The sequence below is a fragment of the Aminobacter aganoensis genome, from assembly GCF_014206975.1.
In the GTDB taxonomy this organism is placed as follows: Bacteria; Pseudomonadota; Alphaproteobacteria; order Rhizobiales; family Rhizobiaceae; genus Aminobacter; species Aminobacter aganoensis.
The window spans coordinates 72,227-87,185 of sequence record NZ_JACHOU010000004.1 but is presented as its reverse complement, the minus strand read 5'-3'; the positions used below and the strand labels follow the sequence as shown (position 1 = coordinate 87,185).

Below are 14,959 nucleotides of genomic sequence, written 5' to 3'. Positions count from 1 at the left end.
TTGCTTCGCCATGCGTGCCCTGCATCACCAGGGCTCAAAGTCGGTCAATACGGAGGATTAGGAAAAGGGCCTAAGCCCTTGAAAAACTGGCGCGAGTGACGGGGCTCGAACCCGCGACCTCCGGCGTGACAGGCCGGCACTCTAACCGACTGAGCTACACCCGCGCTCTGGACGTTGGCGCTGGGCGCCGCGTCGTTGGCGGTGAATTACGGCGTTCGCTGTTAGGTGTCAAGCGACATCGAAGAGATAATCGACAATCTTCGCCGTCTATTTTTCAAGACACCGGAAACCCGGCTTCTGGACGCACTTGCCTGCCCTTGCGGCATGCATTTGAACTTGCAGATCAAGGATGAACCGCTTATTGCTCCGCGCGGTTGGGGCGATTAGCTCAGTTGGTAGAGCGCTTCGTTTACACCGAAGATGTCGGCGGTTCGAGCCCGTCATCGCCCACCATACCTCCCCTGAAATTGCTGCTGTTTTCGGAGCAGCCGAGCGAGACGTTCGGCAAACTGCCATGGGCAATACCGCGCAAGATGCGGTCGCGGACGCGATCCGCCAGACACGTTCAATACTGTTCAAGGGTGAGTTCGATTGGCGGCCGCTGCAGCCGCAATAGCACCTGATGGCACCCACCGCCGTGCGACGGCCGGAAAGAGCCATGGCAGGCCGACAAGGAGCGGCCTGCCATGTGTGCCTTGATCAAGGCTGCCGCCGCAAGACGGCGCTTCGCAATGCGCGATCCTTAGTTCGCCAGCCTGCCGCGATAGACGGTGCCTTCGGCCTGGCCGTCCGCGCCGCGCGCGACGGCGACGCGATCGAGCTGCGGGAAGTGATTCTCCATCTGCTCCCAGATCCAGCGCGCTATGTTCTCGATCGACGGGACGGCAAGCCCCTCGATGTCATTGAGATAGGTGTGGTCGAGGGTCTTGCGAACGATTTCGATTCGCTTTTCCACCTCGTAGAGATTGGCCGGCCAGCCGAAAACCGGATCGGGAGCGCCAACCAAATGGATGCTGACCCGAAACGAATGACCGTGGAGCCCTGAAAATGGCGGCAATTGATGCGCTGCCTCGAAAGTAAACTCCTTGAACGTCTCAACCATTGGCAGTCGTATCCATCTGAATTCTATTTTAAGCTCGCGCGCAATCTGCCACCGGACGCCCTACCGGTCAAACCGGATAAAGCGCATGCCTCGACTTCCGGGTTGCGGCACATTAGGAAATTCGCATTCTATTAATACGTTGTTCAGCGCGCTCAGGCACCATCTGGACAGCACGACAGCACCAAGGAAAGCGCGCCATGTACCACGTTCCGTCTTCACTCATCCGCGCCCTGGCGGTCGCGTCGTCGATCATGCTCATGGCGCTCTCGCCCGCCCTCGCCCAAGACGGAAAACTGGCCGCTCCCAAAGGCACCCCGATCCTGACCATCGAAGGCAAGATCAGCGTGACCAATGCCGACGGCAAGGCCCAGTTCGACCGCGAAATGCTTGAGGAGCTCGGCGTCACGTCATTCGAGACGATGACACCGTGGTTTACCGGCAAGGTGAAATTCGAAGGCGTGCCGCTCGACAAGATCATGAAGCTGGTCGGGGCCGACGGCAACGAGGTCGTCGCTGTGGCGCTCAACGACTACAGCACGACGCTGCCGCTCAAGGATTTCGCCGAACATGGCGTGCTGCTCGCGCTCAAGCGCGACGGTCAGTACATGCCCGTCAGCGACAAGGGCCCGCTCTTCATCGTCTACCCCTACGACAGCAATCCCGAGCTGCAGAGCCAGCAATTCTATTCGCGCTCGGTATGGCAGCTTGCCCGCCTGATCGTGCGGTAGGGAACCCAATGCCATGGGTTCCTTGTTTGCGCCTGGTTCCCGCCGCGCGTTCGCATTTCACCTGCTCAAGACACTCCTGATCGGAACCATCGCCGCCTTCGCCATTGCCGCAGCATATCTGTCGCTCGTGATCTACGAACGCCAGGCATCGATCGGCAAGATCTCGCGATATGATGTGGCGTGGAGCGCGAGCCAGGGGATGAACGAATATCTGCGGCTGTCGCAGCGCCTCACCGCGCTCGCGGCGTCCGGGGGCGAACCTCTCAAAGCCGACGTGCAACTTCGGTTCGACATCCTCAAGAGCCGGCTCAACCTGTTCACCAGCGGTCAATTCCAGACCTTCGTGAGTGAGGCGCCCGAGCGGGAGGATACGGTCAGGCGGCTGTCCGAATTGCTCAAGGAACTGGACGCCATGATGGCCCGCATCGGCGAGCCAGAGGTCGCGCGATCGGCGGTGCGTTCGATGGCACCGCTGGAAACGGACCTCATCGGCCTCGCCTCCGAGGCCAACCAGTACAGCGCCATCCAGATGGCCAAGGTCGACAACGAACTGCTGCGGCTGCACGGCAATTTCTCCGCCGTCGCGGTCGGCTTCTTCCTGTGCAGCCTGGCCTTTATCGGCCTGCTCGGATGGCACAATCGCCTGCTGACCCATACTTACGACGCGCTCAACACTGTGAACGCCGACCTGCGCCGCACTTCAAAGGACCTGGAGGGTGCGAACGCCGCGGTGCTTGAAGCCAACCATGCGCTGGCGACCCAGAACGGCCTGTTCGACGCGGCCTTGAGCAACATGTCGCACGGGCTTTGCATGTTCGATGCGGACCAGCGGCTGATCGTCAGCAATGGCAAGTTCGCCACCATGTATGGCGTCCCCCCGGAAAGCCTGCCGCCCGGAACGACGCCGGAAGAGCTCAAGCTGAGCTCGATCAAGGCGGGTAGCTCGACGCAGCAGAGCGCCGAACTGGCCTATTGGAAGCAGCAGCAGCTGATCGACAACCGCAAGCCCGGCATCCTGCTGCAGAAGCTGACCGATGGCCGCATCATCTCGGTGAGCCACCAGCCGATGGAGCGAGGCGGCTGGGTTGCGACATATGAGGACATCACCGAACGTCACCAGGCGGAAGAGCGCATCGCCCACATGGCGCGCCACGATCCGCTGACCGGGCTCCCCAACCGCCTGCTGCTGCGCGAGCGGCTCGAACAAATCCTCATGCAAAGTCATGGCCACCAGAAGGACACTGCCGTCCTCTGCCTCGATCTGGACAATTTCAAGAACGTCAACGACACGCTCGGCCACCCGATCGGCGACGCATTGCTGCGCGAGGTCGCGTCCCGCGTTTCAGGCCTCGTGCGCGAAGACGACGTGGTGGCCCGCCTTGGCGGCGACGAGTTCCTCATCGTCCAGCCGGCGGTCGGACGCGACGAGGCAGGCCGCGTGGCGCGGCGGCTCATCGAGGCACTCGAACAGCCTTACCAGCTCGACGGGCATCTGGTGGTGGTCGGCGCGAGCATCGGCATCGCGCTCGAATCGGAAACCAAGACCGGCCCCGACGATTTGGTGAAGAACGCGGACCTTGCGCTCTATCGCGCCAAGAGCGACGGGCGCGGGACCTATCAGTTCTACAAGCCGGAGATGGATGACCGGCTGCAGCGCCGCCGCATGCTCGAACTCGACCTGAGAGCGGCCGATTTCGACAAGGAGTTCGAACTCGCCTTCCAGCCGATCATCAATCTTCAAAGCAAGGCAGTCACGGCCGTGGAAGCCCTGTTGCGCTGGCCTGGCTGCCAGCGCGGTCACGTTACGCCGGACGAGTTCATCCCCATCGCCGAAAGCACGGGCCTGATCGTGCAGCTTGGCGCCTGGGTCCTGGAGGGTGCCTGCCGGCAAGCCATGAGCCTGCCGGGCAAAGTGAATGTCGCCGTCAACCTGTCGCCGAGCCAGTTCCGAAGGGGGAACATCGTCGACACCGTTTCCACCGTGCTTGCGATGACAGGGCTTCCAGCCGAGCGCCTTGAACTCGAGATCACGGAATCCCTGTTGCTCGACGACAGCAAGGAAACACTACTTGCACTGAACCGGCTGCATGCCCTCGGCGTCCTGATCTCTCTCGATGATTTCGGAACCGGCTATTCGTCGCTCAGCTATCTCAGGAATTTTCCCGTCGACAAGGTCAAGATCGACCGATCGTTCATCGCGGAGATCGCCGGCAACAGGGATCACATGGCCATCGTCAGTGCGATCGTGAACCTTGCTCATGCGCTGGAAATCACCACCATCGCCGAGGGCGTCGAAACCGAAGAGCAGCTCCTGATCGTTCGGGCCACCGGATGCGACGCGGTTCAGGGACACTTTTTCAGCGCGCCGAAGCCGGCAGCCCAGATCCGCAAATATCTCGAAAAGCCACATGACAGGCTGACCCTGGCCTAGGCTGGAGGGCATGCCCGCGAGGACGGCGGCTATGTCCCTCCCTCGCCTCCACCCTTCTGCCGCGATCGTGGTGCTTGCTACGCGCTACAGGCTGGCATTGACCGATCGTTAACCTTACCGCTTCTTAGCTGTGATGCATGACCGATGAGCCTGTCTCTGGGTTGCCGGGTCGGATATGCCGAAGAGATCGGGCAGCAGAAGCTTGAGTCGCGGGGACGGATGTTCAGCAAACTCAGTGCATTTCCAAACCAGAAGTGGTTCCAGGTCACACTCCTGACGGTGGCCGGCACGCTCGCATTCATAGCCATTTCCTGGGCGGTGCAGGCATTGTTCGCCGGCGATGCCAATGCAGGTCGACCGGGCCTGTTGAGCGGCTACGTCCTCCCGCTTCTGTTCATCGCGCCGCTGCTTGCCCTGCTGGGCGTGAAACTGCACGAGAATGCATTGCTGAAGCAGAAATACGCGCAGGAGCTTGCGCATGACAGCCTGACCTCCTGTCTCAACGGAACGCTTTTCTCGGCTGCGATCGACGTCTTCGCGACGGGAACCGGCCGGCGGAAGGGCGCGCTGCTGATGGTCGACATCGACCATCTGAAAAGGATCAACGAGCACATCGGCTACAGCGCGGGAAACCAGGCGATCAGCGTCATCGCGGGCATCATCCGCAGCACGGTCCGGAGCGGTGACCTGGTCGGCCGCATCGGCGGCGACGAATTCGGCGTCTACCTGCCTGGCGCAAGCAAGGAAAACGCCGAGAAGGTCGCCGAACGCATCCGGCATGCCGTATCCGAAGTGCTCTTCGAACCCAGCGGATCGAACTGGCCGCTGACGGTCAGCGTCGGCGCCGTGCTGTTCGAGACGGAGGCTACCGCCGACGACCTGCTTGTTGCGGCCGAACACCAGATCCAGATCGCCAAGGAAAAAGGCCGCAACCGCATCGAATCGACCCGCCTCTCGGACGGTCGTTGGCCCTCCCGGCCTTCGCTTCACTGACATCCCGCCGAAGTGCCGGCTTTTTCTGTCCCCTGAGACAAAGCACTCCTGCCCCAGCGTCATCCGCGAATCTCGCAGGCGGTGTGGATTTTCTTGCTCCTGCAGGCCAATAGTTGAGCATGACATTGCCTGCTGCAGGCGATGGGGTGTTGACCTTTGATCCGTCTGGCCTTCCGATCACCGCCAGAAGAATCCAACCAGGGCGAAATGCGGGATACATCAGGGTTGACCAGGGAAAGTGCCGCGGAGCGTCACGCGATCAGTGCAGACCTGATCGCGGTGCTTGTCGCAGCCCCCAACGGCAACCCGGTGGTGCTGACCGTCAAGGATGGCTCCGCCCTGCCCTCCGGTCCGTTCGAACTTATCCACCGCTCGCTGCAATCGGGACTGCGCAACTGGGTTGAGCAGCAGACCGGCCATCCGGTCGGCTATATCGAACAGCTCTACACCTTTGCCGACCGTGACCGCGGCAGCGACGAACCGGCCGGCCGGGTGATCTCGATCAGCTATCTCGGCCTGACGCGCGAAGAACCCTCGCACCGCACGCCGCCGGGAAGCTGGCGCAACTGGTACGAGTTCTTTCCATGGGAAGACCATCGCGCCGGCGCACCTGAAATCATCCGCGACATCATCGTGCCGCGCCTGCGCCAGTGGGCCGACGAGGCCGAGCAGCAGGACACGCGACAGAACCGCCTGCGCCGTGCTGCGGCCGCCTTCGGTTTCGACGACCGCCACTGGAACGAAGAAATGGTGCTGCAACGTTACGAACTGCTCTACGAGGCAGGGCTGGTCGACGAAGCGGTTCGCGCAGCGGGCGCAAAGATTGCGGCGACCGTTCCCGGCAAGGCGATGAGCGGCGACCACAGACGGATCCTGGCCACCGGCATCGGCCGCCTCCGGACCAAGATCAAATACCGTCCCGTGGTGTTCGAACTGATGCAGCCATCCTTCACGCTGTTGCAACTGCAGCGCGCGGTCGAAGCGCTGGCCGGCGTGGCGGTCCACAAGCAGAATTTCCGCCGGCTCATCGAGCAGCAAGACCTCGTCGAGGAGACTGGCGAAATGAGCGCCGACACCGGCGGACGCCCGGCCAAACTGTTCCGTTTCCGCCATGCCGTGCTCGACGATCGCCCGGTCGCCGGAACCAAATAAGAAAATCACCGCTTGACAGGACTTATGCTCATGCTAAGCATATGTCCTTATTATACTCAACTAGAGCATAATAAGGATGACGATGTCTGGCATGACCCCTTCCGCCGCCTCGCTCTATGACCGCGTCCAGCGCGTCATTCCCGCCATTGAATGGCCGGTGTTTTCCGACGACATCGACGCCATCCTCAAGCTCAAGCGCGAGCGCAACGCCGTCATCCTGGCGCACAACTACCAGACGCCGGAAATCTTCCACTGCGTGGCCGACATCGTCGGCGACAGCCTGGCGCTCGCCCGCAAGGCGATGGAGGTCGAGGCCGACGTGATCGTGCTCGCCGGCGTGCATTTCATGGCCGAGACGGCGAAGCTGCTGAACCCCGCCAAGACGGTGCTGATCCCCGACATGCGCGCCGGCTGCTCGCTGGCCGATTCGATCACGCCCCACGACATCCGCCTGCTGCGCCAGCGCTACCCCGGCGTACCGGTCGTGACCTACGTCAACACGTCGGCTGCGGTGAAGGCTGAATCGGACATCTGCTGCACATCGGGCAATGCCAAGGCCGTGGTCGAATCCCTCGGCGTGCCGCGCGTGCTGATGCTGCCGGACGAATATCTGGCGCAGAACATCGCCAAGCAGACCGATGTTGAGATCATCGCCTGGAAAGGCCATTGCGAAGTGCATGAGCGCTTCACGCCCGAAGACATCCGCGAGATGCGTGCCGCCCATCCCGGCGTCACCGTGCTGGCACATCCCGAATGCCCGCCGGAGGTCGTTGCCGAGGCCGACTTCGCCGGCTCGACCGCAGCCATGTCGGACTATGTCGGGACCAAGAAGCCGTCGCGCGTCGTCCTGGTGACGGAATGCTCGATGAGCGACAACGTCGCCGTCGAGCATCCCGACGTCGAGTTCATCCGGCCGTGCAATCTCTGCCCGCACATGAAGCGGATCACGCTCGGTAACATCCGTTCCGCACTGGAACGCAACGAACATGCCGTGACCATCGATCCCGCCGTTGCCGCGCGTGCCCGCCTGGCGGTCGAGCGGATGCTCGCCGTATGAGCCTCAGCGCGCCTTCAGGCTGTCCCGTCATCATCGGCGGCGGCCTGGCCGGGCTGATGACGGCGCTGGAGATGGCACCGGAGCCGGTCGTGCTGTTGTCGGCGGCACCGCTCGGCTGCGAAGCGTCGAGCGCGCTGGCGCAGGGCGGGCTTGCCGCCAGCATCGGCGGCGACGACAGCCCTGCCCTGCATCTGGCCGACACGCTGGCGGCAGGCGACGGGCTTTGCGACGAGGCCGTGGCGAGGCGCATCATCGAGGCAGCGCCCGCGGCAATCGAGAGGCTGGAACATTTCGGAGTCGCTTTCGACCGGGCAAGGGATGGCGCCCCGCAGCTTGGGCTGGAGGCCGCCCATAGCCGCCGGCGCATCGTGCATGCAGCCGGTGCGGCAACCGGAAGCGAATTGATGCGGGCGCTCGTCGCGGCCGTCAGGCGGACTGCGTCAATCACCATCGTCGAGGGCCTCGAAGCCCGGCGCCTGCTGGTCGAGGACGGCGCGATCACCGGCGTGCTCGCCGCAGGAGCATCGGGTGAGCTGTCGTTTGCGACCGGCCGCGTGGTGCTCGCCACCGGCGGTGTCGGCGGCCTGTTCCATGACACCACCAACCCGCTCGGCTGCTTCGGCCAGGGGCTGGCGCTTGCCGCGCGCGCGGACGCCGAACTCGCCGATCTCGAATTCGTGCAATTCCATCCGACGGCACTCGACGGTGCGCAGCGGCCAATGCGGCTGATCAGCGAGGCTGTGCGCGGCGAAGGCGCCGTACTGATCGACGAGACCGGGCGACGTTTCCTTGCCGACCTGCCGGGCGCGGAACTCGGCACGCGCGACGCCGTGGCGCGAGGGGTCCACCGCCACCTGGCGCGGGGGCACCGCGTGTTTCTCGACGCACGAGCCTGCCTGGGTGCAGGCTTTGCTAACCGCTTCCCCGCCATAGCCGGCTATTGCCGCGACGCCGGAATCGACCCGGCGCTCGATCCGATCCCGGTGCGGCCGGCGGCGCATTACCATATGGGCGGCATCGCCGTGGGCTCCGACGGCCGCAGTTCGGTGGCCGGCCTGTGGGCCTGCGGCGAAGTCGCCTCGACCGGCCTGCACGGCGCCAACCGGCTTGCCAGCAATTCGCTGACCGAGGCGGTGGTGATGGCCGGCTGGGCGGCCAGAAGCGTCACTGCCTCGCCCGGCATGGGACGGAAGACCATCGCCATGCCTTCAGTGCCCATGCGGCCCGATCCCGTGCTGGTTCGCAGCATAACCTCGCCGGCACTGGGCGTAACGCGCGACGGCGAAAGCCTGCGCGAAGCGGCATCGACGCTGCTGCCCCTTGCCAGGGGAGCCAGTCCGGCCTCCGACCCGGCGGCGGTGGCGCTGATGATGGTTGTCGCCGCCCTTCGGCGCGAAGAAAGCCGCGGCGCGCACAGCCGGGCAGACTTCCCGCTCCGCGCGACCGTCGCACGGCGCTCGAAAATCACCCTGGTCGAGGCGCTGGACACCGCTGCAGCACTCGACGCCACGCCGCTTGCCCGGAGCGCCTGAACGATGACCCTTTCGCCCCTGCCCCAGGTCATGCTCGAGCCGCTGGTTCGGGCAGCACTGCTGGAAGACCTCGGCCGCGCCGGCGACATCACCACCGACGCCGTCGTGCCCGCCGACCATCGGGCGACCGTCGTGCTCGCGGCGCGCCAGCCTGGCGTGGTTGCCGGGCTGGACCTGGCGGCGCTTGCCTTTCGGCTGATCGACCCCGCCATCGAGATGAAGGTCGCAAGGCCTGATGGCAGCAGGCTCGCGGCAGGCGATGCGATTGCCACGCTCAGCGGCCCGGCGCGTGGCCTGCTGACCGCCGAACGCGTGGCGCTCAATTTCCTCTGCCATCTCAGCGGCGTCGCCACGGCCACCGCCGGCATCGTCGAGGCGGTGCGCGGTCACAAGGCAAGCATCGTCTGCACGCGGAAGACCACGCCCGGCCTGCGCGCGCTGGAAAAATATGCGGTGCGCGCCGGCGGCGGCTCCAACCACCGCTTCGGACTCGACGACGCCGTGCTGATCAAGGACAACCACATCGCGATCGCCGGAGGCGTGAAGGCCGCCATCGAGCGGGCCAAGGCCAATGTCGGGCATCTGGTAAAGATCGAGGTCGAAGTCGACACGCTCGAACAGTTGGATGAGGTGCTGGCCCTCGGCGTCGATGCCGTCCTGCTCGACAACATGACGCCGGAAACGCTTGCCAGGGCCGTCGAAATGGTCGGCGGGCGGGCGATTACCGAGGCATCGGGCCGGGTCAGCCCGGCGACGGCGCGGGACATCGCGGCCAGCGGCGTCGACCTGATTTCGGTCGGCTGGCTGACGCACAGTGCGCCGATCCTCGATATTGGACTGGACACGGTCGCCTGACCGAGGCAATGGTCCCGCCGCGGCGGGATGGCACAGACAACTCTTGGCAATGGAGAGCGTATGAACGCCGACTTGCACCTGAATGCAGCCGCAACCGAGATCAGCGGGGCGCAGCCGCAGTGGGCCCGGGCGGAAGCCCAGGCGATCTACGACCTGCCCTTCAACGACCTGCTGTTTCGGGCACAGACAGTCCACCGCCAGAATTTCGATCCCAATCGTGTCCAGCTCTCGCGCCTGCTGTCGATCAAGACCGGCGGCTGCCCCGAGGATTGCGGCTATTGCAGCCAGTCGTCGCGCCATGAATCAGGCCTCAAGGCCTCGAAGCTGATGGAAGTGCAGCGCGTTCTGGCCGAGGCGAAGAAGGCGAAGGACGCCGGTGCAACGCGTTATTGCATGGGCGCTGCCTGGCGCAGCCCCAAGGAACGCGACATGGACGCGGTGGTCGCCATGATAGAGGGCGTCAAGGACCTCGGCATGGAGACCTGCATGACGCTCGGCATGCTCGATCTCGGCCAGGCACAGCGGCTGAAGGAGGCCGGACTCGACTATTACAACCACAACATCGACACCTCCGAGCGCTACTACAACGAGATCATCACCACGCGCACCTTCGCCGACCGACTCGACACGCTGGCCAATGTCCGCGACAGCGGCATCAAGGTCTGCTGCGGCGGTATCGTCGGCATGGGCGAGGAAAAGACCGACCGCGTCGACATGCTGATGACGCTGGCAAACCTGCCAGAGCATCCCGACTCGGTGCCGATCAACATGCTGATCCCGATCGAAGGCACCCCGCTGGGCGAGGCCGATCCGATCGAGCCGATCGAATTCGTCCGCACCATCGCACTGGCCCGCATCATGATGCCCAAGTCGCATGTGCGCCTATCGGCCGGCCGCACGGCGATGAGCGACGAAATGCAGGCGCTGTGCTTCTTCGCCGGCGCCAACTCGATCTTCGTCGGCGACACGCTATTGACCGCCGAGAACCCCGGCGAAGACAAGGACACAGCGCTGTTCCGCCGTCTCGGCATCCAGCCGATGGAGCGCGACGCGCAGTGAGCGGACGAGCTTTGCTCGACCGCTACGAGGCCAGCCTGCGCGGGCTGGCCCGCAAGAGCCGGCTGCGCTCGCTGAGCGGCCGCGCCGGGCTCGATTTCGCCTCCAACGATTATCTCGGGCTGGCCGGGTCGAAGCGCCTGGCCGATGCGGTGGCCGTGGCGCTTGCCAATGGCACGCCCGTCGGCGCTACCGGTTCGCGGCTGCTGCGCGGCAACGACCCCGAACACGAGGCGCTGGAAGCGAAGTCGGCGCGCTTCTTCGGCACGGAACGGGCGCTGTTTTTCGGCGGCGGCTATGTCGCCAATTTCGCCGTGCTGACGACCCTGCCGCAGAAGGGCGACCTGATCGTGCTCGACGAGCTGATCCACGCCAGCGCCCATGAAGGCGCCCGCGCCGGGCGTGCCGAGGTGGCGGAGGCAAGGCATAACGACGCCGATGCGGTGGACGATGCGATCAAGGCGTGGCGCGAGGGTGGTGGCACCGGGCGTGCATGGATCGTCGCCGAAAGCCTCTATTCCATGGATGGCGACCGCGCTCCGCTGGACGAACTCGCCGCCGTGGCCGACCGGCACGAGGCCTTCCTGTTCATCGACGAGGCGCATGCCACCGGCGTCTACGGCCCCGAGGGGCGCGGGCTGGCGCACCATCTCGAAGGCCGCGACAATGTCGTGGTGCTGCACACCTGCGGCAAGGCGCTGGGCGGCTCGGGCGCGATCGTCACCGCACCAGCCGTGCTTGCCGACTATATCGTTAACCGCAGCCGGCCGTTCATCTACGCCACGGCGCCCTCGCCGCTGATGGCGGTGGCGGCCATGGCAGCGCTCGACATCCTGGCCGACGAACCCGCACGCCGCGAGCGACTGGCCGGGCTTGTGACGCTTGCAGGAAAGCGGGCACAGGCACTTGGCTTCCAGCCAAGCGGCTCGCAGATCCTGCCCATCGTCATCGGCGACAATGCGAAGACGATGCAACTCGCGGAAGCCCTGCAGGCGCGCGGTTTCGACGTGCGCGGCATCCGCCCGCCGACCGTACCGGAAGGCACGGCACGGCTCCGGGTCTCGCTGACGCTCAATGTCGGGGAGGACGACGTTTCGGCGCTGTTCGACTCTCTCGCCGAGGAATGGGACCGATGAGCCAGGCGATCATCGTGACAGGCACGGACACCGGCATCGGCAAGACCGTGTTCGCGGCGGGCCTGACGGCCCTTCTCGACGGTGTCTACTGGAAGCCGGTGCAGTCGGGCATCGAAGAGGAGACCGACAGCGAGATCGTCGCGCGCCTGTCCGGCCTGCCCCAGGATCGGGTGCTGCCGGAGGCCTGGCGCCTGAACGCGCCATTGTCGCCGCATCGCGCCGCTGAACTGGACGGGGTCGAGATCGATGCCGACAAACTCGCCCTGCCCCCAACCGAGCGGCCGCTGGTCGTCGAAGGCGCAGGCGGGCTGATGGTGCCGGTCAACCGGCACACGCTCTACATCGACGTCTTCGCGCGCTGGGCTATCCCCGTGGTGCTCTGCGCCCGCACCGGGCTCGGCACGATCAATCACACGCTGCTCTCCATCGAGGCGTTGCGCAGCCGCGCCATCCCGCTGCTCGGCGTAACCTTCATCGGCGACGAGATGGCGGACACCCAGCGTACCATCGCCGAGATGGGCAAGGTGCGCGTGCTCGGACGCCTGCCCAGGCTCGACGCGCTGACGCCGCAGACGCTGGCCAAGGCGATGCAGGCGAATTTCAATGCCGCCGATTTCCTGGAGGCCCAGTTCTTCGAGGCAAAGCCATGAGCCGTTCCGCCGTCTGGCATCCTTTCACCCAGCACGCCACCGAACCGGTGCCGCCGACGATCGCGCGCACCGAGGGCGCCTATGTCGAGACGTCCGACGGCAAGCGCATCCTTGACGCGATCTCGTCGTGGTGGGTCGTCACCCATGGACACCGCGCGCCCAAGATCATAGAGGCGATCCGCACCGCCACCGAAACGCTCGACCAGGTGATCTTCGCCGGCCTGACCCACGAACCCGCGGAACAGCTGGCCGCGGCACTGGTGGAGATGGCGCCTGCCGGGCTCGACTGGGTGTTTTACTCAGACAGCGGCTCGACCAGCGTCGAGGTGGCGCTGAAGATGGCGCTCGGCTTCCATCGCAACAACGGTGCTCCGCGCTCGCGCATCGTGGTCATGGAGCACAGCTACCATGGCGACACGATCGGCACGATGAGCGTCGGCGAACGCGGCGTGTTCAACGCCGCCTACGACCCGCTGCTGTTCGAGGTCGATACCATCCCCTTCCCCGTGGCCGGACGCGAGCAGGAAACGCTGGACCGTTTCGAGGCGCTGATCCGTGACGGCAAGGCCGCTGCCCTGATCGTCGAACCGCTGGTGCTCGGTGCCGGCGGCATGCTGATGTACCCGGCCCGGGTGCTGGCCGAGCTCAAGCGCATCGCCGAAAAATCCGGCACGCTGCTGATCGCCGACGAGGTGATGACCGGCTGGGGCCGCACCGGCACCATGTTCGCCTGCGAGCAGGCAGGCATTTCGCCGGACATCCTGTGCACCTCCAAGGGGCTGACCGGCGGCTCGGTGCCGCTCGCAGCAACGCTTGCGACCGACGCGGTCTTCCGGGCGCATTTTTCGACGGACCGGGCGAAGACCTTCTTCCATTCGAGCTCCTACACGGCAAATCCCATCGCCTGTGCCGCAGCCCTCGCCAATGTCGCGATCTGGCGCGACGAGCCGGTGGCCGAGCGGGTGGCGGCACTGTCGCGGATGCAGGCCGAAAAGGTCGCGCGGTTCGGCGCCGATCCGCGCTTCGAGAACGTGCGCACGACCGGCACCATCGCCGCGCTCGACCTCGTCGTCGGCAAGGGCGGCTATCTCGCCGAGGTCGGGCCGAAGCTACGCGCCTTCTTCCTCGAACGCGGGTTGCTGATCAGGCCACTGGGCAACGTCATCTACGTGCTGCCGCCCTATTGCGTGACCTCGGCTGAACTGGACCGGCTCTACGATGCCGTCGACGAGGCAGCCGAACTTGCCGGTGGTGCCGGATGAGCCGCACCGCGCGCATCGCCGGCTTCGGCCACCACGTGCCGGGCCGCAGGGTCGAGAACGCCGAGATCGAGGCGAGCCTCGGGCTCGATGCGGGCTGGATCGAGGGCCGCACGGGCATTCGTGCGCGCTTCTGGGCCGGGCCCCGGGACACGTTGTCGGAGCTTGCCGTCAAGGCCGGCGACATGGCGCTCGAACAGGCCGGCATCGCGCGCGCGGACATCGGCCTGCTGCTGCTCGCCACCTCGACACCCGACCACCTGCTGCCGCCGAGCGCGCCGCTGGTGGCGCACCGGCTCGGCCTCGCCCATGCCGGCGGGGTCGACCTTGCCGGCGCCTGTGCGGGCTTCATCTATGCCATGACCTTCGCCGACGGTTTCGTGCGCCTGCACAACAAGCCGGCCGTAGTCATCGCCGCCAACATCCTGAGCCGCCGCATCAATCGGGCCGAGCGGGCGAGTGCGGTGCTGTTCGCCGATGCCGCCGGCGCCGTGGTGCTTGCGCCTTCGGACGATCCCGGCCACGGCATCCAGGGCGCCTCGGTCGCTGCCGACGGCGGCGGCTACGGCCTGATCCAGATCCCCGCCGGCGGCAGCAACCGGCCATTTTCCGACGAGCTCGACATCGCCGAAACGCGCATGACCATCGCCGACGGACGCGCAGTGTTCGCCAAGGCGGTCGACATGATGAGCCGTTGCTCGACGGAGGCGCTCGCTGCCGCTGGGCTGGACACAGCAGCGGTCAGCCGCTTCGTGCCACACCAGGCCAACGCCCGCATCTTCAACGCCGTCGGCAAGTCGCTCGGCATCGATGACGACAGGATCGTCAAGACCATCGCCGAATACGGCAATTCGTCCGCCGCGACGATCCCGCTGTCGCTGTCGCTGGCGCACCGGGCCCAGCCGTTCCAGCGCGGCGAAACGCTACTGCTGGCGGCAGCCGGCGCCGGCCTGACCGGCGGTGCGCTGGTGCTGGGAATGTGAGAACGACGCTGGCCTATCAGGAGGA

General features: G+C 65.4%; 13 protein-coding genes and 2 tRNA genes. 13 read left to right on the top strand and 2 right to left on the bottom strand.

The annotated features are described in order from the left end of the window. Positions 1–87 precede the first annotated feature (87 nt). Positions 88–164 (bottom strand) — tRNA-Asp (locus tag GGR00_RS11235). A 213-nt stretch (positions 165–377) separates the two neighbouring features. Between GGR00_RS11235 and GGR00_RS11230 the strand changes: the two genes are divergently transcribed. Continuing rightward, positions 378–453 (top strand) — tRNA-Val (locus tag GGR00_RS11230). A gap of 289 nt (positions 454–742) precedes the next feature. Here GGR00_RS11230 and GGR00_RS11225 read toward each other — a convergent pair. Then, complete coding sequence (locus GGR00_RS11225; RefSeq protein WP_055971287.1) at positions 743–1,102, bottom strand: 6-pyruvoyl trahydropterin synthase family protein; 360 nt, start codon at positions 1,100–1,102, stop codon at positions 743–745. A gap of 251 nt (positions 1,103–1,353) precedes the next feature. Between GGR00_RS11225 and GGR00_RS11220 the strand changes: the two genes are divergently transcribed. The 12 genes from GGR00_RS11220 (at position 1,354) to GGR00_RS11165 (ending at position 14,934) form a co-directional block, all read left to right on the top strand. Further along, positions 1,354–1,830, top strand: coding sequence for a putative pterin-binding protein (locus tag GGR00_RS11220; RefSeq protein WP_377865163.1), 477 nt, complete (start codon positions 1,354–1,356; stop codon positions 1,828–1,830). Positions 1,831–1,843: 13 nt separating this feature from the next. Further along, entirely contained in the window at positions 1,844–4,261 is a 2,418-nt protein-coding gene (locus GGR00_RS11215; RefSeq protein ID WP_184699492.1) for a putative bifunctional diguanylate cyclase/phosphodiesterase, read from the top strand. A 219-nt stretch (positions 4,262–4,480) separates the two neighbouring features. Further along, on the top strand, positions 4,481–5,254 hold the full coding sequence (locus GGR00_RS11210; RefSeq protein ID WP_184699491.1) for a GGDEF domain-containing protein: 774 nt from the start codon (positions 4,481–4,483) through the stop codon (positions 5,252–5,254). Positions 5,255–5,461: 207 nt separating this feature from the next. Continuing rightward, positions 5,462–6,406 carry an NUDIX hydrolase gene (locus GGR00_RS11205; RefSeq protein WP_184699490.1) on the top strand — a complete coding sequence of 315 codons (945 nt, stop codon included), beginning with the start codon at positions 5,462–5,464 and terminating at the stop codon, positions 6,404–6,406. 82 nt (positions 6,407–6,488) lie between these two features. Beyond that, a complete protein-coding gene (gene nadA, locus GGR00_RS11200; protein WP_184699489.1) occupies positions 6,489–7,463 on the top strand; it encodes a quinolinate synthase NadA in 975 nt (324 codons plus the stop codon). Next, complete coding sequence (locus GGR00_RS11195; RefSeq protein ID WP_184699488.1) at positions 7,460–8,995, top strand: L-aspartate oxidase; 1,536 nt, start codon at positions 7,460–7,462, stop codon at positions 8,993–8,995. Before nadA ends, GGR00_RS11195 begins: the two co-directional genes overlap by 4 nt. Positions 8,996–8,998: 3 nt before the next feature. Beyond that, on the top strand, positions 8,999–9,850 hold the full coding sequence (nadC, locus tag GGR00_RS11190; protein ID WP_184699487.1) for a carboxylating nicotinate-nucleotide diphosphorylase: 852 nt from the start codon (positions 8,999–9,001) through the stop codon (positions 9,848–9,850). A gap of 60 nt (positions 9,851–9,910) precedes the next feature. After that, the gene (bioB, locus tag GGR00_RS11185; protein ID WP_184699486.1) at positions 9,911–10,909 is read left to right on the top strand and encodes a biotin synthase BioB; all 999 of its coding nucleotides are present in this window, start codon (positions 9,911–9,913) and stop codon (positions 10,907–10,909) included. Further along, positions 10,906–12,042 carry an aminotransferase class I/II-fold pyridoxal phosphate-dependent enzyme gene (locus GGR00_RS11180; RefSeq protein WP_184699485.1) on the top strand — a complete coding sequence of 379 codons (1,137 nt, stop codon included), beginning with the start codon at positions 10,906–10,908 and terminating at the stop codon, positions 12,040–12,042. Before bioB ends, GGR00_RS11180 begins: the two co-directional genes overlap by 4 nt. After that, on the top strand, positions 12,039–12,692 hold the full coding sequence (gene bioD, locus GGR00_RS11175; RefSeq protein ID WP_184699484.1) for a dethiobiotin synthase: 654 nt from the start codon (positions 12,039–12,041) through the stop codon (positions 12,690–12,692). The genes GGR00_RS11180 and bioD overlap by 4 nt, the downstream gene beginning before the upstream one ends. Beyond that, complete coding sequence (locus GGR00_RS11170; RefSeq protein ID WP_184699483.1) at positions 12,689–13,954, top strand: adenosylmethionine--8-amino-7-oxononanoate transaminase; 1,266 nt, start codon at positions 12,689–12,691, stop codon at positions 13,952–13,954. The genes bioD and GGR00_RS11170 overlap by 4 nt, the downstream gene beginning before the upstream one ends. Then, positions 13,951–14,934 (top strand): beta-ketoacyl-ACP synthase III, encoded by a 984-nt coding sequence (locus GGR00_RS11165; RefSeq protein ID WP_184699482.1) that lies wholly within the window; start codon positions 13,951–13,953, stop codon positions 14,932–14,934. The genes GGR00_RS11170 and GGR00_RS11165 overlap by 4 nt, the downstream gene beginning before the upstream one ends. Positions 14,935–14,959 lie beyond the last annotated feature (25 nt).

Coding starts and splice junctions, on each gene's coding strand:
- GGR00_RS11225 (WP_055971287.1), bottom strand. CDS start 1,102: ATGGTTGAGACGTTCAAGGAGTTTACTTTCGAGGCAGCGCATCAATTG.
- GGR00_RS11220 (WP_377865163.1), top strand. CDS start 1,354: ATGCTCATGGCGCTCTCGCCCGCCCTCGCCCAAGACGGAAAACTGGCC.
- GGR00_RS11215 (WP_184699492.1), top strand. CDS start 1,844: ATGGGTTCCTTGTTTGCGCCTGGTTCCCGCCGCGCGTTCGCATTTCAC.
- GGR00_RS11210 (WP_184699491.1), top strand. CDS start 4,481: ATGTTCAGCAAACTCAGTGCATTTCCAAACCAGAAGTGGTTCCAGGTC.
- GGR00_RS11205 (WP_184699490.1), top strand. CDS start 5,462: ATGCGGGATACATCAGGGTTGACCAGGGAAAGTGCCGCGGAGCGTCAC.
- nadA (WP_184699489.1), top strand. CDS start 6,489: ATGTCTGGCATGACCCCTTCCGCCGCCTCGCTCTATGACCGCGTCCAG.
- GGR00_RS11195 (WP_184699488.1), top strand. CDS start 7,460: ATGAGCCTCAGCGCGCCTTCAGGCTGTCCCGTCATCATCGGCGGCGGC.
- nadC (WP_184699487.1), top strand. CDS start 8,999: ATGACCCTTTCGCCCCTGCCCCAGGTCATGCTCGAGCCGCTGGTTCGG.
- bioB (WP_184699486.1), top strand. CDS start 9,911: ATGAACGCCGACTTGCACCTGAATGCAGCCGCAACCGAGATCAGCGGG.
- bioD (WP_184699484.1), top strand. CDS start 12,039: ATGAGCCAGGCGATCATCGTGACAGGCACGGACACCGGCATCGGCAAG.
- GGR00_RS11170 (WP_184699483.1), top strand. CDS start 12,689: ATGAGCCGTTCCGCCGTCTGGCATCCTTTCACCCAGCACGCCACCGAA.
- GGR00_RS11165 (WP_184699482.1), top strand. CDS start 13,951: ATGAGCCGCACCGCGCGCATCGCCGGCTTCGGCCACCACGTGCCGGGC.